The organism is Virgibacillus proomii (genome assembly GCF_900162615.1).
In the GTDB taxonomy this organism is placed as follows: domain Bacteria; phylum Bacillota; class Bacilli; order Bacillales; family Amphibacillaceae; genus Virgibacillus; species Virgibacillus proomii.
In genome coordinates this window covers 979,430-1,003,519 of sequence record NZ_FUFN01000009.1, presented here as the reverse complement: position 1 = coordinate 1,003,519, position 24,090 = coordinate 979,430, and the positions used below count along the sequence as shown (strand labels likewise).

Annotated in this window: 22 protein-coding genes, 1 pseudogene and 1 CRISPR repeat array; of the genes and pseudogenes, 11 read left to right on the top strand and 12 right to left on the bottom strand. The window is 35.7% G+C overall.

What is annotated here, in order from left to right; genetic code table 11:
- Window positions 1–101: 101 nt before the first annotated feature.
- The 4 genes from BN1066_RS07170 to BN1066_RS07155 all read left to right on the top strand — a co-directional run bounded on the left by BN1066_RS07170 (window position 102) and on the right by BN1066_RS07155 (window position 3,393).
- Window positions 102–2,054 carry a BglG family transcription antiterminator gene (locus BN1066_RS07170; RefSeq protein ID WP_077318754.1) on the top strand — a complete coding sequence of 651 codons (1,953 nt, stop codon included), beginning with the start codon at window positions 102–104 and terminating at the stop codon, window positions 2,052–2,054.
- 35 nt (window positions 2,055–2,089) lie between these two features.
- Window positions 2,090–2,395, top strand: a complete 306-nt coding sequence (locus tag BN1066_RS07165; protein WP_077318753.1) for a PTS sugar transporter subunit IIB — start codon at window positions 2,090–2,092, stop codon at window positions 2,393–2,395.
- Window positions 2,396–2,399: 4 nt separating this feature from the next.
- On the top strand, window positions 2,400–2,714 hold the full coding sequence (locus BN1066_RS07160) for a PTS sugar transporter subunit IIA (RefSeq protein WP_077318940.1): 315 nt from the start codon (window positions 2,400–2,402) through the stop codon (window positions 2,712–2,714).
- A gap of 70 nt (window positions 2,715–2,784) precedes the next feature.
- Window positions 2,785–3,393 carry a hypothetical protein gene (locus BN1066_RS07155; RefSeq protein WP_077318752.1) on the top strand — a complete coding sequence of 203 codons (609 nt, stop codon included), beginning with the start codon at window positions 2,785–2,787 and terminating at the stop codon, window positions 3,391–3,393.
- A 654-nt stretch (window positions 3,394–4,047) separates the two neighbouring features.
- Here the strand turns inward: BN1066_RS07155 and sdaAA are convergent.
- The 4 genes and pseudogenes from sdaAA to BN1066_RS07135 form a co-directional block, all read right to left on the bottom strand.
- Window positions 4,048–4,914: an L-serine ammonia-lyase, iron-sulfur-dependent, subunit alpha gene (gene sdaAA / locus BN1066_RS07150; RefSeq protein WP_077318751.1), complete on the bottom strand. Its 867-nt coding sequence runs from the start codon at window positions 4,912–4,914 to the stop codon at window positions 4,048–4,050.
- A gap of 25 nt (window positions 4,915–4,939) precedes the next feature.
- Entirely contained in the window at window positions 4,940–5,602 is a 663-nt protein-coding gene (gene sdaAB / locus BN1066_RS07145; RefSeq protein WP_077318750.1) for an L-serine ammonia-lyase, iron-sulfur-dependent subunit beta, read from the bottom strand.
- Between the two features lie 32 nt (window positions 5,603–5,634).
- Window positions 5,635–6,571: pseudogene (locus tag BN1066_RS21180) on the bottom strand (PTS sugar transporter subunit IIC).
- Window positions 6,572–6,597: 26 nt separating this feature from the next.
- A complete protein-coding gene (locus tag BN1066_RS07135) occupies window positions 6,598–7,263 on the bottom strand; it encodes a helix-turn-helix transcriptional regulator (protein ID WP_077318749.1) in 666 nt (221 codons plus the stop codon).
- Between the two features lie 476 nt (window positions 7,264–7,739).
- On the opposite strand from BN1066_RS07135, the gene BN1066_RS07130 reads away from it, so the two are divergent.
- On the top strand, window positions 7,740–9,071 hold the full coding sequence (locus BN1066_RS07130) for a 6-phospho-alpha-glucosidase (RefSeq protein ID WP_077318748.1): 1,332 nt from the start codon (window positions 7,740–7,742) through the stop codon (window positions 9,069–9,071).
- A gap of 638 nt (window positions 9,072–9,709) precedes the next feature.
- Window positions 9,710–10,867, top strand: a complete 1,158-nt coding sequence (locus BN1066_RS07125) for an MFS transporter (protein WP_077318747.1) — start codon at window positions 9,710–9,712, stop codon at window positions 10,865–10,867.
- Window positions 10,868–11,259: 392 nt separating this feature from the next.
- On the opposite strand, the gene BN1066_RS07120 is transcribed toward BN1066_RS07125, so the two are convergent.
- A complete protein-coding gene (locus tag BN1066_RS07120) occupies window positions 11,260–11,886 on the bottom strand; it encodes a spore coat protein (protein WP_077318746.1) in 627 nt (208 codons plus the stop codon).
- A gap of 233 nt (window positions 11,887–12,119) precedes the next feature.
- Between BN1066_RS07120 and BN1066_RS07115 the strand changes: the two genes are divergently transcribed.
- Window positions 12,120–12,365, top strand: coding sequence for a hypothetical protein (locus tag BN1066_RS07115; RefSeq protein ID WP_077318745.1), 246 nt, complete (start codon window positions 12,120–12,122; stop codon window positions 12,363–12,365).
- Between the two features lie 568 nt (window positions 12,366–12,933).
- Here the strand turns inward: BN1066_RS07115 and BN1066_RS07110 are convergent.
- Together BN1066_RS07110 and BN1066_RS07105 are read right to left on the bottom strand one after the other, a co-directional pair.
- Window positions 12,934–13,668: a YqcI/YcgG family protein gene (locus BN1066_RS07110; RefSeq protein WP_077318744.1), complete on the bottom strand. Its 735-nt coding sequence runs from the start codon at window positions 13,666–13,668 to the stop codon at window positions 12,934–12,936.
- Between the two features lie 266 nt (window positions 13,669–13,934).
- Window positions 13,935–14,576, bottom strand: a complete 642-nt coding sequence (locus tag BN1066_RS07105) for a LysE family translocator (RefSeq protein WP_077318743.1) — start codon at window positions 14,574–14,576, stop codon at window positions 13,935–13,937.
- A gap of 306 nt (window positions 14,577–14,882) precedes the next feature.
- On the opposite strand from BN1066_RS07105, the gene BN1066_RS07100 reads away from it, so the two are divergent.
- The 4 genes from BN1066_RS07100 (at window position 14,883) to BN1066_RS07085 (ending at window position 18,205) form a co-directional block, all read left to right on the top strand.
- Entirely contained in the window at window positions 14,883–15,260 is a 378-nt protein-coding gene (locus tag BN1066_RS07100) for an SLAP domain-containing protein (protein WP_179104311.1), read from the top strand.
- Window positions 15,261–15,281: 21 nt separating this feature from the next.
- Entirely contained in the window at window positions 15,282–16,244 is a 963-nt protein-coding gene (locus BN1066_RS07095; RefSeq protein WP_077318741.1) for a D-2-hydroxyacid dehydrogenase, read from the top strand.
- 160 nt (window positions 16,245–16,404) lie between these two features.
- On the top strand, window positions 16,405–16,965 hold the full coding sequence (locus tag BN1066_RS07090) for an HAD-IA family hydrolase (protein ID WP_077318740.1): 561 nt from the start codon (window positions 16,405–16,407) through the stop codon (window positions 16,963–16,965).
- 424 nt (window positions 16,966–17,389) lie between these two features.
- Window positions 17,390–18,205, top strand: coding sequence for a formate/nitrite transporter family protein (locus BN1066_RS07085; RefSeq protein ID WP_077318739.1), 816 nt, complete (start codon window positions 17,390–17,392; stop codon window positions 18,203–18,205).
- A gap of 172 nt (window positions 18,206–18,377) precedes the next feature.
- Here BN1066_RS07085 and BN1066_RS07080 read toward each other — a convergent pair whose 3' ends face one another.
- The 5 genes from BN1066_RS07080 to cas2 form a co-directional block, all read right to left on the bottom strand.
- Complete coding sequence (locus BN1066_RS07080; RefSeq protein ID WP_077318738.1) at window positions 18,378–18,896, bottom strand: LURP-one-related family protein; 519 nt, start codon at window positions 18,894–18,896, stop codon at window positions 18,378–18,380.
- Window positions 18,897–18,900: 4 nt separating this feature from the next.
- A complete protein-coding gene (locus BN1066_RS07075) occupies window positions 18,901–20,376 on the bottom strand; it encodes a PH domain-containing protein (RefSeq protein ID WP_077318737.1) in 1,476 nt (491 codons plus the stop codon).
- Window positions 20,376–20,873 (bottom strand): PH domain-containing protein, encoded by a 498-nt coding sequence (locus BN1066_RS07070; protein WP_077318736.1) that lies wholly within the window; start codon window positions 20,871–20,873, stop codon window positions 20,376–20,378. Before BN1066_RS07070 ends, BN1066_RS07075 begins: the two co-directional genes overlap by 1 nt.
- Before the next feature lie 1,093 nt (window positions 20,874–21,966).
- The gene (locus tag BN1066_RS07060; protein WP_077318734.1) at window positions 21,967–22,422 is read right to left on the bottom strand and encodes a hypothetical protein; all 456 of its coding nucleotides are present in this window, start codon (window positions 22,420–22,422) and stop codon (window positions 21,967–21,969) included.
- Window positions 22,423–23,257: 835 nt separating this feature from the next.
- Window positions 23,258–23,628: a CRISPR direct-repeat array (repeat unit 32 nt; unit sequence ATTTCAATCCACGCACTCATATAGAGTGCGAC).
- A 169-nt stretch (window positions 23,629–23,797) separates the two neighbouring features.
- Window positions 23,798–24,088 (bottom strand): CRISPR-associated endonuclease Cas2, encoded by a 291-nt coding sequence (gene cas2 / locus BN1066_RS07055; RefSeq protein WP_077318733.1) that lies wholly within the window; start codon window positions 24,086–24,088, stop codon window positions 23,798–23,800.
- Window positions 24,089–24,090: the final 2 nt, after the last annotated feature.

The following is a 24,090-nucleotide window of genomic DNA, read 5'->3' as shown; positions in this document are numbered from 1 at the left end:
AAATTTCCACTAATAGAGATATTGCCGAACTAGTGATTCGTGCTAATATTTTGGAGATGTCTTAAAGCCAGTATATTTTCTAAAGAGAGTAGGTGATATCTATGTTTACGGAACGCCAAAAAGAAATAATTGAGCTAATTCTTAAAAATAACACGGGAGTATTTGGAGCTAAATTAGCTGATAAGTTGAATGTTTCTACAAGAACCGTAAGAAATGATATCGCCTCAATTAATAAAGCATTAAGTGAAGAAGGCTTTAGTATTCATTCATCTAATAAAAAGGGTTATTATCTTAACCCGGAATATATAGAGAGCTTAAAGGCATTCATTGACCCAATGGTAAAAAAACAAACCCTATTGCACCAAAATAATGATGATCGCCTCTATGCAATATTAGGAGAAGTATTATTTAAAGGACATCAGGATTGCTATGATTTGGCAGATCGTTTATACGTGTCAGAGCAAACTATTTTTAAAGATATAAGTAAACTCAAACAAATGTTAAATGATAAATATAATGTTACACCTATTCGATTCCACCAGAATACGATCCGTGTTAAAGCGTCAGAAGATGAAATAAGATATGTGTTATTTAAAATGCTAAAAGAGCTGGTCTTATCAGATAAACAAGATTATTTGCAGGATTTACAGCTACTAGTAAATGGAAATTTTGATTATAAAGAACTTGATTTATTGAAAATAAAAATAAAAAATCAATTAGCTGCGCAAAAGCTTATCGTCGATGATAAATCTTTCGAAATGATTGTTGTTGCGATTTATATTGTTGTTATTAGGAATAGATTTGGCTTTACGATAAAGACGGAGACAAAATCATTTTTCAATGGGAATATAAGCTCTTTACTTAACGAATTAATCGAATCAGGAATCGATATTAAAGAGCATGACAAAACCGGTTTAAATCGTTTCTTTTGGTCACTTAAAATACCTACAAGTACGATGTCTGTTGATGAAAATATCAGTGTTACTGCCTTAACCATATTGAATGATTTTAGCCGAGAAGTAATGGATAAATATAGTATCGATTTAAAGGAAAGTGTAGAAACGATAGAGAATTTAAAGGTTCATATCGAATATATGCTGCGTCGGTTAGATACAAACTATGAGTTATCCAATCCGATTATAGGAGATATTAAGAAGCGCTATCCATTTGCTTATGAAGTGGCGATGTTGATTGTTCATATCGTGTATCGATATCAAAAGAAGTATTTAGTAGATGATGAAATATCTTATATCGCCATCTATATTGAGATTTTTTTAAGAAAAAATAATATTCGGTTAAAAACAGTTGTGATTAGTGATACAAGTATGGGAATTAATCATATTATCCAAAATTGGCTTGCGAGTAATTTTATCAATCATATTGAAGTTACAGCGTGCCTGCCGTTGATTGCTCTTGAGAAGTATTTAGAAAATAATGATGTAGACTTAATCATTGCCACAAACATTTTAAATATAGACGAACAAATACCATGTCATGTTATCGAGAGAATACCGGAACGAAGTGATTATTTCTCCCTTGCTAACACCATCCATAAAATAAAAAACAGCAATCGATATGAAAAGTTGATTTTAAGAATGTTTAGTGATGAGTTTGTTGAAATATATGACAAGGCTTTTGAATTCCCAGAATTAATTGGAAAGATGGCACAGAAGTTTAAACAGCATAACCGCATCGATGATGTGGATGGATATGTAAAGGATGTGATTCAACGAGAGGAAAATTATCCAACTACATTAGGCAAATATTTTATGATTCCACATCCATTAACTTCATTTGCGAAAAAAACGACGGTCAATGTGGCTTTACTAAAAAAGCCACTCATCCATAATGGAGAAAAAATAAAAATTGTTTTTCTGTTAGCTATTGAAAATAAAATGGATGATGATGTTAGCACATTGTTTCATTTTATTCAGCAGTTAGCCTTGGATAATGATTCTATCTCCAGCTTGCTGGAGGCGAAGGATAAGAAGGAGTTTCTGGATAAGATTATTAGCTTAACCAAATCTTTTTTTGACAAACATCTATTAGATTGAATGAAATGTTTAATCAATAAGAAGGAGTGAATGAAATGAGAATTTTATTAGTTTGTAATGCAGGAATGTCAAGCTCTATCTTAGTGGATAAAATGAAAAAGGCTGCTGCGATTAAAAATGAGGATGTAGTTATAGAAGCAAGATCGAATAATGGTTTAGGAGAGGAAAAAGGAAAGTGGGATGTATGTCTAGTTGGCCCACAGATTATTTACGCTGTAGATTCCATTCAAGAGACATTACAAATTCCTGTAGCTGCTGTGGAGCCTAGAACCTATGCAATGGCTAATGGAGAAGAGGCATTACAGCAAGCTCACAAACTACACGATGAAAGGAAAGCTTAACAATATGTCCATGGTGGAGAATTTATCCGAAGTAGCAATGAAAATTATTACTTGTGCAGGACTTGCAAAATCTAACTATTTAATGGCTTTGGACGATGCTAAAAAAGGGAATCGAGAAGCGGCTATGAAAAAGCTACAAGAGGGTTCTGATGTTTATTCTGAAGCACACCATATTCATTCATCTGTTTTAACAGATGAAATGCAAAAGTTAGAACCCCAAGTAAGCTTACTGTTAGTTCATGCAGAGGATCAACTGATGAGTGCAGAAACGATAAAGATTTTAGTACAAGAATTAATAGAAGTATATCAAGCTAATTAAACTTTTAATCTATGGAGTTTTTTAGATATTCAATATTACAAACAGAAAATGAACAAGGAGAGACGTTACTATGAGTCAAGCTTATAATATTTGGGCGGAAACAAAAACAAGAAATAACTTTGCAACGGATGAGATTGTTTCTTCATTGCAGAAAGCAATTCGTAGAGCAATGGTGGAGGAAGCTTGTGGATATGCATATGAATTGTATATTAGTTCACCACAATTATTAGACAGACTGTGGAGAAGATTATTAACCATTTCAGTTGAAGATATCGGCTTTGGTAATTTAGATGCTGCTTTACATGTTCAAAATTTAAATGAAATGAGAAAGAATTTTCCGTATAATGATGGCGATCAGCCAATGTATTTCATTCATGCCATTCGTATTTTATGTGAAAGCACGAAAGATAGATCTAGTGATTATTTAAAAAATATTATTATTAAAGGTTTTGCCATGGGTAAAAAACCGGAAATCATGGATGTAGCACTTGATAAACATACAAAACGAGGAAAGGAAATGGGTAGAGGTTCTAAGCATTTCTTTGAAGAAGCAACAAAGGTAATTCCTCAATTAGAAGTTGAAAATAATTACAGAGAACGCTACGGAAAGATATTAGAAACGTATGATCCGAATAATGTTGTGCCAAACGCTTTTGTTTACAGTCCAGATCAATATTAATCATAAGACAAGGCTAAATCTCTTAGAGATTTAGCCTCTTTACTATTTAGGGAACTGTAAAACTATTTTATTGTGGATATCTTTTTTGAAAAGTAGCTTCGTTGTCTAGCTTAAGCGCTTGAGTGACTAGCAAACTCTTCCTACGATAAGTCATCATCGCTCGAATCTAAAGGAAGCCGACTAAAAGAGGGCTTGTCGCTCTAGCGTCGTTTACCCTGTTTTAGAGGCATGTTTTCCTTATCCCGTATGTAAGGTGCCGTAAGACTCCCCATTCAAGAGTTATAGATAATAAGTAGAGAAACGGCCCCTAATGCCTGATTGGTTCAGTGGGCTTTAGGTCATATTTTGCGGCACTACTATTTCTGGAAAAAACATTCCAATAAATGAAGGTTCACTTTAGCTTGTCAGAAGTTCTGTCGTTTTTACGCTACTAACCGAGAGCTTCTAGCTTTTGTTACCATTATACAGTTTATAGCAGGTTCTGTGACTGGAAAGCATAATAAATGGTAATTGCCAAGGAATCATTGGTTATCTCGTTTGTACTTCGTTTCACTTTAGGAAAAACAAAAGGGAAAACCGGAATTAACATTTTTACAAAAGTGGAAGATAAACCAAGATGGTGAAGCAAAAATATTTATTGCTCCACCATGCTCATTAGCCAAAGATTTTCTGTTGTAACCAACGCCCCGTTGGTGTATCAGCCAGTCCGCCTTCTCCTGTTTCCCGTAAAGCAGAAGGCATCGTTTTGCCAATTCGATACATAGCACCAATAACTTCATCGCAAGGAATGCGACTGGTGACACCAGCTAGCGCCATATCTGCAGAAACAATGGCGAGTGATGAACCTGCTGCATTTCGCTTTACGCAGGGAACCTCTACAAGTCCAGCCACCGGATCACAAACAAGTCCGAGCATGTTTTTTAATGTAATGGCAAATGCTTCTGCTGATTGCTGCGGAGTTCCCCCAGCCATTTCAACAATAGCAGCCGAAGCCATCGCACCCGCGGAACCTACTTCTGCTTGGCATCCCCCGGCTGCTCCGGAGATAAAGGCATTATTGGCGACAACAAATCCGAACGCCCCAGCGGTAAATAAATATCGTACCATCTGTTCACGAGTTGGGTTTAATTGGTTTTTTACAGCAAATAATGTCCCTGGGACGCAACCGGCGCTTCCTGCAGTTGGAGTTGCACAAATAATCCCCATTGCTGCGTTGACTTCGTTTGTTCCCATTGCTTTACTTACCGCATCCAACAGTAGATGGCCAGATAAAGGTGTTTTTTCTTTCATGTAGTTTTGAATTAATACAGCATCTCCGCCAGTTAAGCCGGTTACTGACTTAACCCCTTTTAAGCCGTCCTCAACCGCTTTTTCCATCACCTCTAAATTTTTTTCCATTTCTGCCATAACTTCTTCACGAGTTTTTTCTTTCACGTCCATTTCTTGTCGAATCATTACTTCCGAAATGGGTATGTTTTCTTTTTCTGCCAACTCTACAAGTTCTGCTACTGTCCGAAACATAGATTAACCCCTTTCTCTTAAAATTTTAACTAACGATCGTGCAAATATTGGTAATATGCGCTGCTTTTTGTAGTTCATGCATAACCGTTTCCTTTATATTTTGGTCCACTTCAATTACCATTAACGCCTCATCACCAACATCTTTCCGATTTACTTCCATATGTCCAATATTGATTTCGTGTTTTGCTAATATGCTAGTGACCGAAGCAATTGCCCCAAATCTGTCATTATGCATAACTAACAGAGCCGGATGGTTACCTGATAAGCGAAGCACAAAACCGTTTAGCTCGGTAATTTCAACTTTTCCACCACCGATGGAGATACCTACTAATTCGATTTGATTCGTATCACTTCCTATGATTAAGCGCACGGTATTCGGATGATTAACTGCAGCTGTGTCTTCAATAAACTCTATATCAAAATTGCGTTCTTTTGCAATGTCTAATGCTTTACTCATTCGTGGGTCATCCGTTTCAAAGCCAAGCAACCCACCTACTAATGCGAAATCAGTACCATGACCTTTATAGGTTTTGGCAAAAGATTCATATAAGTGAATTTTAGCCCATGTTGGTTCTTCGCCCAATAAGTTGCGAGCAGCTTTCCCAATTCTTGCTGCGCCAGCAGTATGAGAGCTAGAAGGACCAATCATTACTGGACCGATAATATCAAAAACAGAATTATATTTCATACCAATCACCACCTATTGTTTATACTATTATGTTAAACGATTCTTTGTAAATCATTTATGAATAACTTTTTTATACCATTATCCGTTAATTTCCGCCAATTCATGCACCCATCGGATTTTAAAGTTTTAGAGCCAATATATCCCCAAAGCGCACTGCATGCTGCGCAACGAAGCGCCATAATAGTTACACCTTTGATTCATATTAAATCCATACATAACTGCAAAGCCAGTAAGATGATATCTACTTGTGATAACGGTTCGATAGCAACAGTGATCGTCGTTTTTCGGTCACCAAATTTTATACGATAAAAAAGACATAGTTTATAAATGAAGAATCGAACACAGCTAGTGCGCCTATTGCCATTGGGACACCTGTTAAGCCAAGCATAGCAGGCAATGCCATCAAGCTTAACAGAGCTGTTGCAACAACGGTGATAACGCCTCCTAAGATGATTTCCATGAGGTAATGGGGCTGGTATTGGTTGCTTCGGGTATCATACCGCTAATATCAGTAATGTGGCATCAACGATTGGATCGGCAAAATACAGCGATTAGTCGTGTTAGTGGTCGGGCTACACAAATGGAAACAATTAAATCCAGTCGATCAGGAACCTTGGCTTCAATTTGTTTTACAATAAATGATATTAGGTACCCAGCAATAAAGCCTGGAAGTAATCTCAGTTTGGCTGAAGAAACACCAACGATTAATGCATAAACTGGCGATACACCCATGGCTAAGGCATCGAGTACAGCACCTGCTACACCTCCCATACTTCCAGTAGCATCACCAACCTCTCCTCAAAATTCAACATGTAATAAATTGCCGCCTACATAACGCTATACGCTTCTACTAAAAAGGTGCAATTGCAGCATAGTTAATGCACCCATTGCTTCATTCCTCTTGGTGCTTTGTAGCTAAACAATGAAATAAAGCTAAAACAAGATGAATAGTATCGTCCTTTTTAAAATGTCTTTATGTGTATTTTGCGCTATTACTATTTTTCTACTTCAACTTGGTATTCGTTTAACGAGCGTACCTTATGAAGGTAATTATAAATAGTAAACTTTGATACACCTAGTCTCTGAGCTACATACTCTGTTGCTCCTTTTATTAAGAAAACCCCTTTTTCATCTAAAATCCGTACACAGTCTACTTTTTCGTCAATTGACATTTCTACTGGTGCTTTTTTGTGATCGAGAATAACTCGATCTACCATTTCGTGAATAACATCATGTACCGAATTAAAAAATGTTTCCGTTGCTTGTTTTTCTTGTTGAAAATTAATAAATTGTTCAATTTCTCCACCAAATTGTATGAACAGACTAATATCATAGTTCATACAAAGTGCCCCAATAATTTTTTCCTTGTCATCTCTTAAAAAAACGGTAGAGGATTTCAGTACTTTCCCTTGCTTGGATTGCGTTTTATAACTGGGAATATCTTGTACATCTTCTTGCTTTTTAGTTAATTCATTTAAAACGAGATCCGTAATTGGTGAACCAATTTTCCTACCTGTGACATTACCTGCAAGATGAATTAACGAATGCTGTAAATCAGTGAAGTCATGTACAGCCACTTCACAACGATCCCCAAACATTTTTACAATCATATCTGCTGTTCGAATGGCTAAGTCGAATATAACGTTATTTTTATCTCCCATGGTTAATACCTGCCTTTGTATCCGCTTCCATTAATCTGCAAATCTAGCATAACATAAAATAAATAGATTTCAAATAATATTTTAGGTGTTAAAAAAATTTTGTAAAACTCATATTTTTGTAAACAGAGATGTTGCACGGAAATAAATGAATAATAAATCTTGCAACACAAAGTAATAGTAAAAATTGCATCTCATTGTGTCTTCAAAAAGAGGGCCACTAGACCTAAAGACAGGTATAATTTTGATGAAGGATTATATAAGTTATAAATTCAGGAGATGAAACTTTAAAATTTCGTTGCCACTTTTCCTCATGATGCGGAAAAAGTATAATTGTGTGCTTAGAAACGAGAGTGGTACACTTAAACTGCAGGCATGTACTGGTACTTTAAGTCTAGGACAATAATTTATTAATTTAAATGAACTTCCTTTTCATCTAAAGTACATCAATATTACTTTTATGAAGGTGAGGATGTTTTATGAAGAAGAAACTATCAGTAGTTATTGCAGGCGGTGGGAGCACCTATACTCCGGAAATAATTCTAATGTTGTTAGACAATTTGGATCGTTTGCCATTAAGAAAGATTAAGCTTTATGATAATGATGAAGAAAGGCAAAATAAAGTTGCGAAAGCATGTGAGATATTGATCAAAGAAAAAGATCCAAGCATTGATTATGTAGCAACGACAGATCCTGAAGAAGCATATACCGATGTTGATTTTTGTTTAGCACATATACGTGTTGGAAAATTACCGATGCGGGAATTAGATGAAAAACTTCCATTGAAGCATGGTTGCGTAGGACAAGAAACGTGTGGACCGGGTGGAATTGCTTATGGTATGCGTTCAATCGGTGGGGTGCTGGAAAACATTGATTATATGGAAAAATATTCACCTCATTGTTGGATGTTAAACTATTCAAACCCAGCTTCGATCGTAGCGGAAGCGACACGTAGATTACGCCCTAATTCTCGAGTGATAAATATTTGTGATATGCCAATTGGTATGGAGCATAGCATTGCTGATATCGTTGGTGTTCCTTCTCGGAAAGATTTAGATATTAGATATTACGGATTAAACCACTTTGGCTGGTATACATCAATCAAAGATAAAGCAGGAAATGAATTACTACCTGAATTAATCGAGCATATGAAAACATATGGCTTTATCAATGGAGAAAAAGGTATGGCAACAGCTAATAAAGACAGTTGGTTTGAGACAAACCTATTTGCTAAGCACTTAGTGGAAGTCGAGCCTACTACTATTCCAAACACGTATTTAAAATACTATTTATATCCAGACTATGTCGTAGAACATACAGATCCAAATTACACACGAGCTAATGAAGTCATTGATGGGCGTGAAAAAGAAGTATTTGAAGCGTGTGCGGAGATTGAAAAAAATGGTCATTCCCAAGGTACAACACTGGAAATCGGAATTCACGCAGAATTTATTGTTGATTTAGCTACCGCATTAGCCTTCAATACGAAAGAGAAAATGCTTATTATTGTAGAAAATAAAGGAGCTATTAAAAACTTCCCAGATGATGCAATGGTAGAAATACCATGTATTGTAGGAAAAGATGGTTATGAACCATTAGCGATTGGTGAAATACCAACTTTCCAAAAGGGTTTAATGGAACAGCAGGTAGCTGTGGAGAAGCTAGTGGTAGAAGCATGGATAGAACATTCGTATCAAAAACTATGGCAGGCACTTACATTATCGCAAACGGTTCCAAGTGCTACAGTTGCAAAACAGTTACTAGATGACTTCATTGAGGTGAATAAAGAGTATTGGCCAGAGCTTCATTAATCGTATATGACAACAGCTTGGTAAAATGATGCGGCAAATGCTGAACCACCTTTATCCCGCATGTAAGATGCCGTAAGCCTCCCCCTTCAAGACCTTGAGTTGATACAATAGGGAATATGTGGTAGTTAACGGCATCTAAATGCCCGATTCGTTCAGAGGCCTTTAGGTCATACCCTTGTGGTGCTAACATTTCTTGTGAAAGGCATTCCAAGAAATGAAGTTTCACTTTATTCGTGAATTCATATGGTATGATCGTAATATATTGACGATAACACTGGCTTTTTATATTGACCTATCTGTTATAATAAAAAATGGAGAAATCGTTGTCGTTAAGAACAAGGTATCGACCTAACGGAGCGAAACGATTTTGCTTTCTAAACACGAGTCGCGCTTGATTCGCTTTCCCATTATCGTCCCCTTCACGAGTTTTTTGATAATGGCTAAGTGGATCACAGCGCGATTATATGTTTACGTTTAATAGAAGTTGATTCGGCATTATAAAAAGATATTTTTTGCGTATAGGCGAGGCCAACATAGCATTATAAGTACCAAAGGATTAGCGTTAGCTGGTTTTTCTTTAGACAACAAGGCGTTAACGTGCAGTGTATTACGAGATATTATTAGAAAGGCGTCATAGGATGGACAAACGTGTATATTTATTAACAATTGTATCTTTTGTAGTAGGAATGGTTGAATTAATTATTGGAGGAATATTGGATTTAGTTGCGGAAGATCTGCATGTCAGCTTAGGGAAGGCTGGACTATTAATCACTGTCTTTTCTTTAGTATTTGCGATTACCGCTCCCCTTTTAATGATTGCTACAGCGAAAATAGAGCGGAAACGTCTAACCCTTATTTTCTTATTCATTTTTTCGCTTAGTAATTTACTTGTTGCCTTTAGCCCTGTTTACAGTGTGCTATTTATCGGACGAATGCTTTCAGCAGCAAGTGGTTCATTGCTGATTATATTATGCTTAACCATCGCTGCAAATATAGGAAGTGAAAAGCACCGTGGTCGTGCCATTGGTTTTGTTTCGATGGGGATTAGCGGGTCGATTGTCTTAGGAGTGCCGATTGGTCTAGTACTGGGTAATGCGTTTGGCTGGAGGGCTCCTTTTCTATTCATTGTATTTTTAACGATTTTATCCATGCTTGGAGTTTATTTATTGATGGACAAGGTTCCGCCTAAACCGCAAGTATCCTTAAAGGAGCAAATCAACTCCTTAAAAGAAAGTAAGATCTTTTTAGCGCATGGTACAACCTTTTTATTTATGGCTGGACATACGATTTTATATGCTTATTTCACCCCATTTGTCAAAATGACGATGGGTATTAGTGGAAGCTGGTTAAGCGTCTTTTATTTTATCTTCGGTATTGCTGCTGTAAGCGGTGGTGGTGTCGGAGGAACATTATCGGATCGGTTTGGATCTAAAAGAACAATGATCACAACGCTGATTATTTTCTCTTTATCCATTTTTACGCTTCCATATACGACTTCGGTTTTAGCCTTATTTATTATAGTGATGATTATTTGGGGAATGATGAGCTGGGCAATTACTCCAGCTTTACAAAGTTATTTGATTGAGTCTGCGCCTGAGACAGCGGATATTCAACAAAGCTTAAATAATTCTGCACTGCATTTTGGTATCGCATTTGGTTCTCTTATTGGTGGAATTGTTATTGAACAGGCTTCCGTTGAGAAAAATGCTATGGTTGGAGGAATATTGATAAGCCTTTCACTAGTCACGATTATGCTCTCGATGTCGAAGGTAAGAAAGAGAAGTATTACTAGCTAAAATAAGATGCTATAGCGTACATCTAAAAAGGGCTGGGACATAAGCAAATACTAAATAGCACAAACCGAACAATTCATTTATAATTGTTCGGTTTGTTTGTGTTTGGAAAAGCTTGGCTTATCGCCAAGCCCTTAGCGATAGCCATCGTTTTTCTTATACGATAAAGTGAAACTTTAGGGCAGGCATCGTCATGTGATTAATGACGGATTCAAAAACTTCTTTATTAATCAAGCACTCTCTAATAAGAACTTTAAGAACGCGATCATTTTTTCTACTAACTGAAGCCTATCCTTCATTTAAATAAGATTCTGCAGATAGAACATCTACAGAATCCTATAATGTTTAAATTACTCAAAAAATGTAGTTAATTTTCGGAATCGATTTTGTTTTGTTTAATGCAATTGATTACCTTGTTGAACAGTAGTATAGCTATTTAGCATTTGCTGCATATCCTGTTGGTTTAGTTGTGCAACCTGATAATACCCATGCTTATTCTGATAAAGGAAAATTTCATAGCTCATTTCAATAAAGTTGGGAACACTATCGGCAACAACACGGCGCAGTACAGGATTTGTCATTTCTGTAGCTGCCATCGCCATGAGAGGAGATAGCGATTTTGCGTGTCCTAACATATAACTTGAAATTCCTTGGTCCGAGATTTCGTTCACAGAAGTATTAGGCTTTTTTGGCTGACCAGGTTTCATTCCAAAAATGGCGTCATTGTCTTGCTGCATTTTATAAGTTTGGGTCGGTACCGAAGGGTCTTTTCCTGTTTTGAACGTTTCAACAATTGTATTGTAAGTCTGGGTAACAAAAGCTGTTTGTCGCTTTAAAATGTCCATTAATTCTGGGTCTTGAATATGCTGCTCATACAATTGATAGTGGTCAAGCATGCTAATAACACCTGAAATGACTTCGTGTGCATCAAATACTTCGTGTCCTCCGATATGAGGCATTCCTTGCTGTTGGGGCATATTCTCAGGCTGTTTCTGATTTCCTGGTTGATTCATCTGTTGCATAATGGATTCCTCCTAGTTTTAATATTCATTCTCTATATTTTCCAGTTCAATAATTTTTATGTGCGAAAGGACAAACTTTTTCATGAGACTCTTTCCTCATAAATCCAGTTACCCTGGAGAGGGTAAGAAAATTGACAAAGAAAGGATACGATTTGTCATGCTATCATTTCATTTGTATCTAACTAATATTAACAGGAGTGAACGGATTTGGAAAAATAGAAGGGTTTCTTGGAGTGATGAAAACAGCTGCGATCTGCATGTTTATCTTGGTAGCTGGTTTCTTAATAATAAAAGATTGGATGAATGGTGCAGAGGTAGTAACGTCACTAGAAAAAGATAAAGGTTTCTTTTCAAAAGGAGCAGCAGGGTTTTGGGAATCACTGATTTATGCATTTTATGCTTTTGGCGGGGTTGAAGTTATGGGGCTTCTCGGAAATTGCCTAAAAGATCACAAAAGGCTCTACGTTCAGGCAGAATAAAAATACTACTTGTATTTACCAGCATTTATTTGTTTCCATTGGACTTGTACTAGCACTTGTTCATGGCACAACATAAATGCTAGATGAGAGTCCACTTACCGCACTTGCCTTCTTTGTTCTCCGCTATGTTACTGGTATTTTTACTGAGGTTTTTGTCATTGGAGGCTTCTCTACGATGGTAGTAGCATTATTTGCTGGGATTACCATTTTGACTTCGTTGAGGATCAAGATGCACTGACCATTTTAGCCGAACGGGGAATGGTTAAAGACTACTTTCAGCTTGTCTGTTTACAGCAAGCGGCTTAGTCGTTTCTATACTATTTCACTTGCTTTCCCGGAAAGATTGTTTGAGTACTTGATAACAGGCGCGGGATTAATGCTTCTATATAATTGGCTCTTTATTTTGGCAACATTTTAAAGCGAGAAATGAGAATCTAGCTCATTGTTGGGATGCAAGCAGAGTCGGTTTTGTTGTAAGTTTATTGTTTATTATGCTAATAACAATTGCAAGTGTTTATTATAAAAAGCAAGTGGAAAAAAGAAGCTAATGAAGAAAGGTAGACAGCTTCTACTTTATATGTTTAAAAGGACATTGGATTGGACTGCTATCGTCGTCGCTTAAAAAATACTGCTTCCATTCATGATTATCTTCTTCTCCATACCACTTTAAATCAGGATGACCCGGGAAGCCATCATAATTTACCAGCCTTTTACGAATAATGGTTTTCATTTTTCGACCAAAGGACGTACTTCCATTCAATGATGCAAATACCCAGCGTGGCTGAAAAGCTATGCAAAGGCAAGGAAAGTATCGGCTTTTTCGCTGTTTATGCCCGGGTGTAGCACAAAAGGAAAAATAAGGTTCTCCATGAAAGCAAAACTCCCATTTATAATGAGCCGGATTTTCCGGAATGTCTTTTGGCCACTCGTGCTCATCAATGGCTGCTAGGCGATTAAGTACATTCCAAAATAAGTTGCGATAATCTTCCACTGTATAATTTCCATATATATCCTTTGGCGTTTGGAAAAATACTGCTAGTGATGTATAACTCCCTAATTTACGTGAACTGCTTCCATAATCTTTTAAAGCAGTAGCTAGAACTTTTATGGAGCTTTCCTTACGTGGATCGTCTATAAAGCAAAACCGAAGCTGGTTTTCTAAGAAACCGTGTCTTGCAGGAACACAAGGGTACGTATTATCATCAGTAAGCATGGAAGCAAAATATTTATACGCTGCTTGTTTCCACTCAGGTAATGTTTCTAGCTGTTGTTCTAATAACATTTTGTCAAAGAGTACACCCATTTTACTTTCTTCCTCCTTCTACCATAATCTATTGCTGAAGAATGAAATGGGTGCTTGCTTATTTTTAAGTAAGTGTTCAAAAGCCGAAGGAAATGACATAGGAACGTTGTCGTACGTAATGATTTATAAAAATTTAGCATGTCTCAACGTTTAAAAAGACTTTAGAAATCTATGAGTCGATATTTCTAAATTGCTAAAAGGCTACGGTATACAGTGTTAGAATTTCAAGTAGTCATGCAAATACAGATTACCTAGTTCAGGTAGGGCTAGCCCAATTTTCCTTGAATGAAGAAAGTAATTGCTTCATATCCAAAATAGAGACCAAATCCAAGTAGCATGATTCCGCCTCCAATCGTGATGATGGATAATACGTGTGGAGGAAAGAATTTTCTAAACGTTGAGGCGACCCCTGCCATAAATATATCCCATATGATAATTCCTAAAAAGATACCGCTGCTGTAGAGGATAAGCTGATAATTATTATAAAGATCGCTAGTTTTTGCTAAAACGGCACCGTAAATACCCAACCAAAAGATGATATTTAACGGATTAGAAATAGCAATTAAAAACCCCATATGAAATGATTTTCTTTTTGAAGATGCTTTTACAGAGGGTTTTGCTTCTACTAAATTTTTTGCTCCAATTATGCTTTCTATCCCTGTATAAACAAGAATGAAACAACCAAATAGCCAGAGAAATGTTTTCATAAGCGGCGTAGTTAGGAATGAAGCAACACCAAAATAAATAAGCAGCATAAATAAAAGATCGCTAATCATTCCGCCTAATCCGACTAACCAAGCATGTAAAAAGCCGTGGCGCATGCCTCTATTTAGTTGTGCGGCATTAATCGGTCCAATCGGTGCAGATAAGGAAATACCAAGTAGGGCATAACTGATAAAAGTGTTCATTACTATAACCTCCAGATGGGGAATAAATTATTATTATTCTATTCATAATAGATGGCTTGTACGACAGATTTTTAAACGGGTATAAAAAAGTTGCACCATTGTAAAATAAAGCTAAACAATCAAAAGCGTTAACTGCTTGTCACTAGTCAAGCTCTTTTATTGAACTAGGTTAAAAGAATAGAATCCCGGGGAGATGTAAAGAGAAGTAAATGTTTGGGAATGGTCGCTTTATTGAATCCATTGAAAATTTGATATGTGGCTAAAGAACAAATCATGGTATACTTAGGCTTAGATGGGGTGATAGTTATGCAGCGTTTAATCTTTGAATCTGCTTGGGATAAAACAATTGATGTCAAGGATCGGCAGGATATTATTACAGCTTTTGAACAGGCAAAGCAATCCGGGGATAATCAATTGTTTATACCACTCTGCAGCGCAATAAATCATCGCCGTGATTTATTAGTTTCAGTAATTATTCAAAATGATACGGATAAAATATTATCCTTACAACATAAAACATTAATGTATAAAGAAGGAACTAAGCCAATTGCTACCCAAACGTTTCATGATAGAAGATTGACGATTCCGGCTAAGTGTAGCATGCCATGGACATTTATCTTTCCATGTTCCACGTTAAAAAAAGAGCCACAGCTGGAAGATGGCCACTTGCAAGTAGTGTTATAATTAATTGGAGATGGGGCTATTATGACAAAGCGAACATTGGTAATCAATCTAAAGCTTGAAGAATCACTAGTACGTACGATAAAGCAATTTCTCCCAGACTGGAACATTGTCGCAGCTAATGATTCTGTTCTTTTAACTGACGATTTAAAACAAGCAGAAATTATTTTACACTGGAGTCAGAAGATCGAACCACTTGTACTTGAAGAAAATAAAAACTTAAAGTGGTTACAAACATGGACGGCAGGTATTGATTCCCTTCCACTACCGGAATTACAACAAAAAGGGATTTATGTTACTAGTGCTAACGGTGTACATGCTTATCCAATATCGGAGACGATTTTTGCACTCATATTAGGTTTAACTCGTAAAATTCATACATATGTTCGCCAGCAACTAGAGAAAAAATGGTATCATGCTCGTCTCAATCTAGAGATTCATCATCAAACAATGGGTATTATTGGTGTTGGAGCAATTGGACTGGAAACGGCCAAGATTGCGAAAGCTTTTGGTATGCAGGTGCTTGGTGTCCGCCATTCAGGAAAGGCCACCGATTATGTTGATAAAATGTACAAGCCAGATCAACTGAATGTAGTGCTCCCTCAATGTGATGTTGTTGTTATCACGTTACCATTAACAAAAGAAACGACCTATATGTTTACTAAAGATCAATTTAAACAAATGAAGGATACAGCTATTTTAATTAATATAGGTCGCGGTCCAATTGTAAAGGAAGATGATTTAATTCAAGCATTACGGCAACATGAAATTGCTGGTGCCGGTCTTGATGTGTTTACAACGGAGCCGCTTCCGGAGGATAGTCCGTTTTGGGAGATGGAGCAAGTCATTATTACCCCACATACGGCTGGATCAACGAAACATTATGATGAACGTGTTATAAAGGATATCTTTTTACCTAATTTAAAGCGATATCTTCAAGGAGAAGTACCACATATGAATCTAGTTGATTATGAGAAAGGATATTAACTAATTAAGCCATCCTCTTTTTTATACTATAAGAAAGTGTAAATTTTAGGGGTTTATAGTATAAGAAAAACGATAGCTTTCGCCATAAAGACTTGGCGATAAGCCAAGTCTTTCTAATAAAAGCGGATGGCAACTAATTTTGCAAATAAGGTGATAGAAAATGAACATATTATGGGACTTTGATGGAACATTAATCGATACATATCCCAGCTATACCAAATGTTTTAAACAAATTTTACCAGATGTAAGTGAACAAGAAATATACAATAAATTAAAAAAATCATTTGCGCATGCAATTGAATCTTTTCATATGACAGATGAGCAAGAAAAGGAAGTACGCCATTTAGTTGACCGTATATCACCAGAAGATGTGACTCCTTTTTCCGGATTGGAAGAGGTACTGCAATATGCAAAGGTAAATGTAATTATGACACATAAAGATCGTAAAAATGTTTTACGCATCTTAAATCATCATCATTTAACCGGTTATTTTACGGATATGGTTACAAGCGATGATGGGTTTCCACGTAAACCGGATTCTTCCTCTTATACGTATTTACATCAAAAATATCAGCTTGATTTAGCAATAGGAGACCGTAACATTGATCTTATTCCTGCAAAGGGGTTAGGCATAAAAACCTGTATTTTTCAAAATAAGCAGGTCGATGCAGATTATTATTTGGCTAGCTACTATGATTTTTTTAATGTTGTAACCAGGTGAATTTTTCTACGATGGTTCAAATGAATCAGGTTTTGTTGAAAATGGTTCAAAAATTAATCCGAAGCAATCCCCGTAAACAGAGGGTTTGCAGATAGGGGTTCGAGACTGCAAGATAGACCAACGGATTTTTAGCAACGTCATTTTTTACCACATTGTTTATCAAAACATCCTCTTTTCTTTATTACAGATATAGTATAATATACTATTGTATCCTGTGTTTGGAGGGCTGTTTCTAAAACAGGTTGGATGCCTCAAAGCAATATAGCTAACACGTGACGCTATATTGCAATGCTGTTTCAATTCAGCGAACGTAATCTTTCAGATGTATGGAAATGTTATATAATTATATGTGCATTATTTCACAATTAGTTTGTTGCTGTGTGTAGTGGATGTATTAAATTTGATAAAGGAGTTAGTTATTCCAATGGATCTTCAACCAATTGATCAAGCAGTTAATCTTGCTTTAAAAAAGAAACATTTATTAAATACGTCTTTCCCTAAATATATACTCCGTGCCATATTGTCAGGATTGTATGTAGGAATTGGCTTGATGTTATCATTTCGGTTAGCGGAAGGATTTTTTGATATTCAGTCACCGATGTCGACCATTATGTCTTCCATATTTTTTGGTATCGCCCTTGTTTTAATTATTTATGGGGGAGCCGAATTATTTACTGGAAATACCATGTACTTCACGATGAGTACCATTCGTAAACAGACAACGATTAAAGATACATTAAAAAATTGGCTTGCCTGTTATAGCGGGAATTTGATTGGTGGTATTATTTTTGCGTTATTAGTTGTAGGAACAGGGATATATGCAGTTACAGAAGATAGTCAGTTTTTAATGAAATATGCTGCTGCTAAAATGGACTTGAATATCTGGTATTTATTTTTCCGCGGCATCTTGTGTAATTTAATTGTTTGTCTAGCTGTTTGGATACCGATGAATATAAAAGGAGACGGCGCTAAAATCTTGGTGATGATGCTGTTAGTATTTGGTTTTGTTGCTTCTGGCTTTGAGCATAGTGTAGCAAATATGGTTACTTTTTCTTTAGCTTTAACAGCACCACATCCAGAAACGATAACTTTAGCAGGAGCTATTTATAATCTAATTCCTGTTACACTAGGAAATATTATCGGTGGTGGCTTCTTTGTCGGAGGAGTATACGCCTACCTAGCTTCTCCAGCTAAACAGAAATCAATCAACTTTACTGCTGATGAAAGAAAATTAGGTTAAAGAGGGGTCAAAAAGTTAACTCGAAACGTTTTATAAGCGAAAGAGTCTCGGCCAATATTTTAGACGACGAGACTCCTTGCTTTATATTAATTTATTTTGCATCTAAGATGTCCTAAAACTTAATTTTAAAGAAAATCCCCACTGCATGAGGGTTCACTTTATGCGAACTAAATTAATTTACGCTTCTTCCATTTGCAGCACTTGCTTGTTTGTTTTTTTCGATAGCATTAACACCCATAACGACAATGATAAATTCCTCCATCGTTAATTTATCTGTGTGATTCAATAATTCATATGCTGATGAAGAGAAGAAACTATTATTCCGTCTAAAGGATGCTATTTCATGATTTTGTTCATCATATATCGTGAATTCTCTAGAGAAAGCAGGAGAATGGATGTTGTATAAATCTCCATTACTTGTAGTATATGTGTACTTTTTAGAAAACGAGAACCAGCTCGTTTTTAATGTGCCAAGCATTACACCGTCTGCATTCATTACGATCCACTGACTGGAAAAGAAACCCTTGAACCTGCCCTCTGCTAGCTTAGTAGTATGTTGATCATATACGGTCACTCCAGATGAGAATACACTCTTTAAATCCAAATAACCAATCTTTTCATTTTGCTCATTTTTAATATCTGTGTATCCCGAGGAGAAGAAGTTGTCTGTTATATAAACTTTATCATCCACGACATTACGCTCCTTTTTCTATTTCTGGATTACGGGCAGTGTACCACACGAAAGCACGTTTTGCCATGTCCATTGGAATTTCTTCTAGTGATTGTACATGAATAGGTTTTCCGCGATTTGTGACCTCAATGTTGGCAAGATCAAATGGTTTCGTAATAAAGTTTTGCATGAGATTAAATTCAATGATTTTCTCTCTTGTAGTAATTAATGTTGTAAGTGAAAAGCCGCCTGTCCGCATCTGTAATAATTCACCATGTATTAAAACGCCTGAAAAATAAAAATCGAGAAGTCTTGCAGTATACGTTAAGATAAAGAGAATAATTGATACGGCCCACCATTCAGGGAAGAAAATCATAATAGTGGCTGTCGCAATCAGCCAAAACCATGGTATTCGACATAACCGTGCTATTAGTGATTTTTTTGGTAATCGTTCCATATTTGGTTTTACTTCATATCCTGGCAGCAGTTCTTCAATGATAGTGTAGGCCCGATTGATTGGTAAGAAAGGATACAACGAGTTTACTTCATCTTCAGTATCAATCCCCCCTGTGCTAATTAACTTTACTTCAGCAATCTGCAGCATTCGTTTTAATAAAGATTGTTCAATATGCACAGCTTGCACATTTCGCTTGCGAATGGAAAAATGATGTTCGTTTAATACGCCTTTCCGAATATAAATTCTTTCATTATCAGAAGAAATTTCATAGCGTCCGTAACGCAAATAAGTTTGGATGAGACCAAAGACTACCATGATGAAGATTGCTGCAATAATTGCAGTGGTAAGCAGTACCCAGGATTTAACTAGGAAGTCATATGCTTCTTTGGCTATATTGGAAAGATCGTATAATTCATCTATGTTATCGAAGAACGATACAAGTAAAGGGATTAGTAATAAATAGCTAAATGACAGTACCGAAGCTTTTAGGATATCCTTTTTGGTAGGATTAAAGTGAATTGTTTTTTCGTTTGATTTATAATCGGATGTTTCCCCTTCAATATCCGTAGCTTCGGCAGTTTTTTCTTTAACTTCTTGCTGTTTATAATGATCGAGTATTTGTTCTATTCGTTCAGCCTCTTCCTTTGTAATAACCGTAAAAGTAAAGGATGCTTCTTCATTTTCAGCACCTGTTTCCAAGGTTAATTTGGTTAGAGAAAACATTCCCAAGTAAAAAGGAGTTTCTATTTGAACATTTTGTACACGATCGTATGGTAAATGATGTTGTTTTCGTGTAAAGACACCCTGCTTCCATTCAACAGAGCTCTCTGTTAATAGATATGTAGTGCGTAACCACGTTAGGATAACAGCAAAGATTTTATATATAAGATAGAGCAAAAAAAGGACCCTTCCAATCTTTACCCAAGTTGCATCAGATGAATAATTAATAACAAATAAAATCAAAAAAATAAAAAAGACGTCTTTTAAAGAACGAATAAATGAGACGAGCATTGTCATTGGATGCAATCGTTTACCTGTCTCCATCAGTTTTCCACTTCCTTAATTTTTGCAAGGCTGGCAATTTTATCTCGCAGTGCTTTAGCTTGAACTTCTGGTATTCCCGGGATTTCATGACTAGAGGCCATCGTTCCAATCGATATGGTATATAGACCATATTTTCGTAATATCGGTCCTTGTTCTAAGCTGACATATTGAACTTTCGTCATAGGAATTACTTGATGCGTCATATTCCATCTACCATGTTTTAATTGAACATATTCTTCATCAACCCCATATCGCCAATATCTTTGCAGTAAAACAGGTTCTAAACCAATACTCCAAATCGCTGAAATAATTCCTAGTCCTCCCAAGGCCCATAATACATAAATCACCCAATTATACCAGTCATAATTAGCATCTAAGACAATTAAAACGGTAATGATAACAAGAAAGATAAAATGACCAATTATATTGGAAAATCGCCATACATGAATAGCCTTTTTTGATATTTTTTCGGTGGGTTCCTGTATTGTTTCATACAATGGATAGTCACTCCTTATTAAGGTATGCGTCTAGTTAGTTGTATTACGATCGAAATAGTACTTTTGTTTCATTAAAATTGGACTGCCGATACTATTTGTTGTGTATTTAAATTTAGAAAAATGCAAATATTGGGGAATCAGGCTCGCTTTTAAGTTGCAGGTTATTGTGATCTTACCCAAAATCGATAAGGGAGAAGCAAGATAAAGCTATTTCATCTAATTAAATGTAAAAAGGGCTGGTTGATCAATTGAAACAAGAATTTGTCTTGATAGCCCTTTAAAGAGTAGCTTAATCTCCTATTAAATACTTGGAAGAAAAAAATATCGGCTGTATTTTAGTCCTTATGGATGAACCATATGATTTATTTATAACAAACTTAGGATTTAAGAAAATCTCTACCATTGTAGAATATCAAAGAGATTTAAAGCATCTACCAGCTATAGAAAATTCTATTTCTACTTATTCATTATCTGAAGGTGAAATGACTGAGCAAGTTTTGCAGAACTCTATCAGGCTTGCCGTTCAGGATCAGCTAATAAAAATAAACTACATTTGATAGAGCAGGTAATGATCACTTATCAATGAGCAGAGAGAGGATTGGAAATCAAATTGTTATTACGTTACAGAGAAGATTGAAGTTGTAGAACTTTCCATTCCTCACATTGAATACAGTTGATGAAGGGGGGGATTGTTTTAAATTTGGAATCGTTCCTAAGTGACGAAAGCTAAGCTATGAAAAGATTCATTTGATTAGTTTATTATTACTCAACGTATGCATGTTTTGAAAATATATAGGCGAAGAGAATACACTAATGATATTGATATTCAAAAGGAATGGTTTCAAGCTGCGAGGTCAGAAAGGAATTATCCATTAGGAGATTTTTTGAATAAAATGTAATGGACGGTTTTAGAAAGGAAAATATATCATTTTAGCGGTGAAGTTAAAGACGGTATCGCTGACCAATGTATGCATGAAATAGGCAGTCACTAGCGCCAATGACGTCTTTAGACATCTCAATAAAAAAGTTAAAATCATTACTCGAAAAATACACCATCTAAGCGAGAGCATTTTTGTTATCTCACCACGTAGTTTTATGATTTTTTCTTATTGCTGTTGGTTTGACTAATATCAAATAATTGTAGGGTTTTAATGGAATTTAGAAAAGCTTCCATTTCGTCAAATACCACTACTTGCTGATTTAAAGATAAAAGTTTACTTTTTTTCTTTTCACGTGATATACAAGCTAATATCAATGCAAAATGATCTTCTACATTGGCGTGATTGAATAGAGGGTCAAAAATTGATATTAATTCGTTTATTAAAATTAGTTTTTGTTTGATGTCATCTGCTTGATCATAAGTTTTTTTCCATTTGATCCACTCATTGATCAGTTTCATTTTCGTGTTTTCTTCTAATTCAACAGCAACTTTTTTATCTGTTAAATTTTCAAAAGCGAAATCCCAGATAATTTGATTCATTTCATTATTCAATAAACCTTCTTCTATTAATCGAGACGTAATAAAATGACGAGTTTGCTGATAATCCATTGATATAATCATCTCCTAATAGGTTTAATAAAGAAAAATGATTGCTTATAATCTATTTAAACAGTTGAAAAAGGACTAAATGAAATAAATTAACGGTGGCGTAATGCCAAAAGAAAAAATGCTATTAGCGTATACAGATCAAAATATTGCATGTGATAGACAAAGGCGGAAAAATCAATGAAAGCTTCTGACATCCACGTTCACCCTTATACAGATAGGAATTAATGAACAACGTTTTATTTATATTTTCCAAAATATAGCTGTTTATACACCAATACTCTAAAGTTAATCTACCTTTTACATATAAGAGTAACAGAAGATATAAAAGATTTTCAGTATTAAAATCATCAATTAGATGAAAATTTTGTTAACAAGGCCTCTAGGGGGTATTCCAAATTTTGGAGACAACATAATTTGAAGTTGAATTAGTGGTTGTCCATCATAAATAACAGCATATTATTGATGTTAGAGATATAGATTAAATAAACATTGCTAACAAGATCAAGCTACTTTTTTTATTACATCGTGGACTCAAACAAAAGAATTGGCATAACAAAGAAAATGAATGGGAGTACATTAAAGTGATTGCCAATGTGTTTAAACTGGAACTCGTGTAACTTTTTAACGAAAAAGAGGTAAGTCGCTATCAAAATTACCAAAGTAAAGCAAAAATAAGTATGGTCTTTATAAGACGCCAGACGAATAGCTAACGAAAAGCACAGAAAAAAGGGTGTAGATCCTACCCTTTTTTCTGTGCTTTTCTTTTATTTTAACCAATACGTATCTAAATAGAGTGCGACTAAGGGTAAAACCTACACAGTGCAGCAAGTAAAGGATTTCAATCCACGCACTCATATAGAGTGCGACTAGCTCTTGGATGGCCAAGAAATACGGAAAGCTTTCAATTTCAATCCACGCACTCATATAGAGTGCGACTCAGCGCTGTTTATGCATCCAATCAGACGGTAAAACATTTCAATCCACGCACTCATATAGAGTGCGACACCCCGATGTACTAATCGATAAAGTTGTCGAGTATACAATTTCAATCCACGCACTCATATAGAGTGCGACGTAAAAGAACACGATACTTTACTTTATCCGTGTATTTCAATCCACGCACTCATATAGAGTGCGACTTAACAGGCAAGGACACTAAAACCATAATATATGGATTTCAATCCACGCACTCATATAGAGTGCGACTGCGATTTTGGCCAAAAGTAAACCAAAATCGCCAAATTTCTTAACATATTTAACCTTAACTTAACAAAAATTAGCCGTTTAAACAATGTATAACTTGCCACGCACCTAATTTCTTCCAAATATTCAGGTGCGAATCCCCCAGGAAAATCATGTGCACTTCACATTCGCACTAAAAGATTAGAGGTTCATCTAAGTTAACTGATTCTTTTGTACCTATATGCTCTACCTTTGTTTTATAATTATTACCTAAACGATAAAATCGTAAGCTATCCTTCTCTTCATCAATTAAATCCTTTAATTTAATTTTTAAAGCAGTAAATTGGGTATCGTCAACTATACATTCAAATACTGAGTTTTGCACTCGCTGCCCATAATTTTGACAAACCTTAGAGACTTTTCTTAACCGCTTGTTCCCACCATTACTTGAAGTATTCACATCATATGTAACCAATACTAACATAA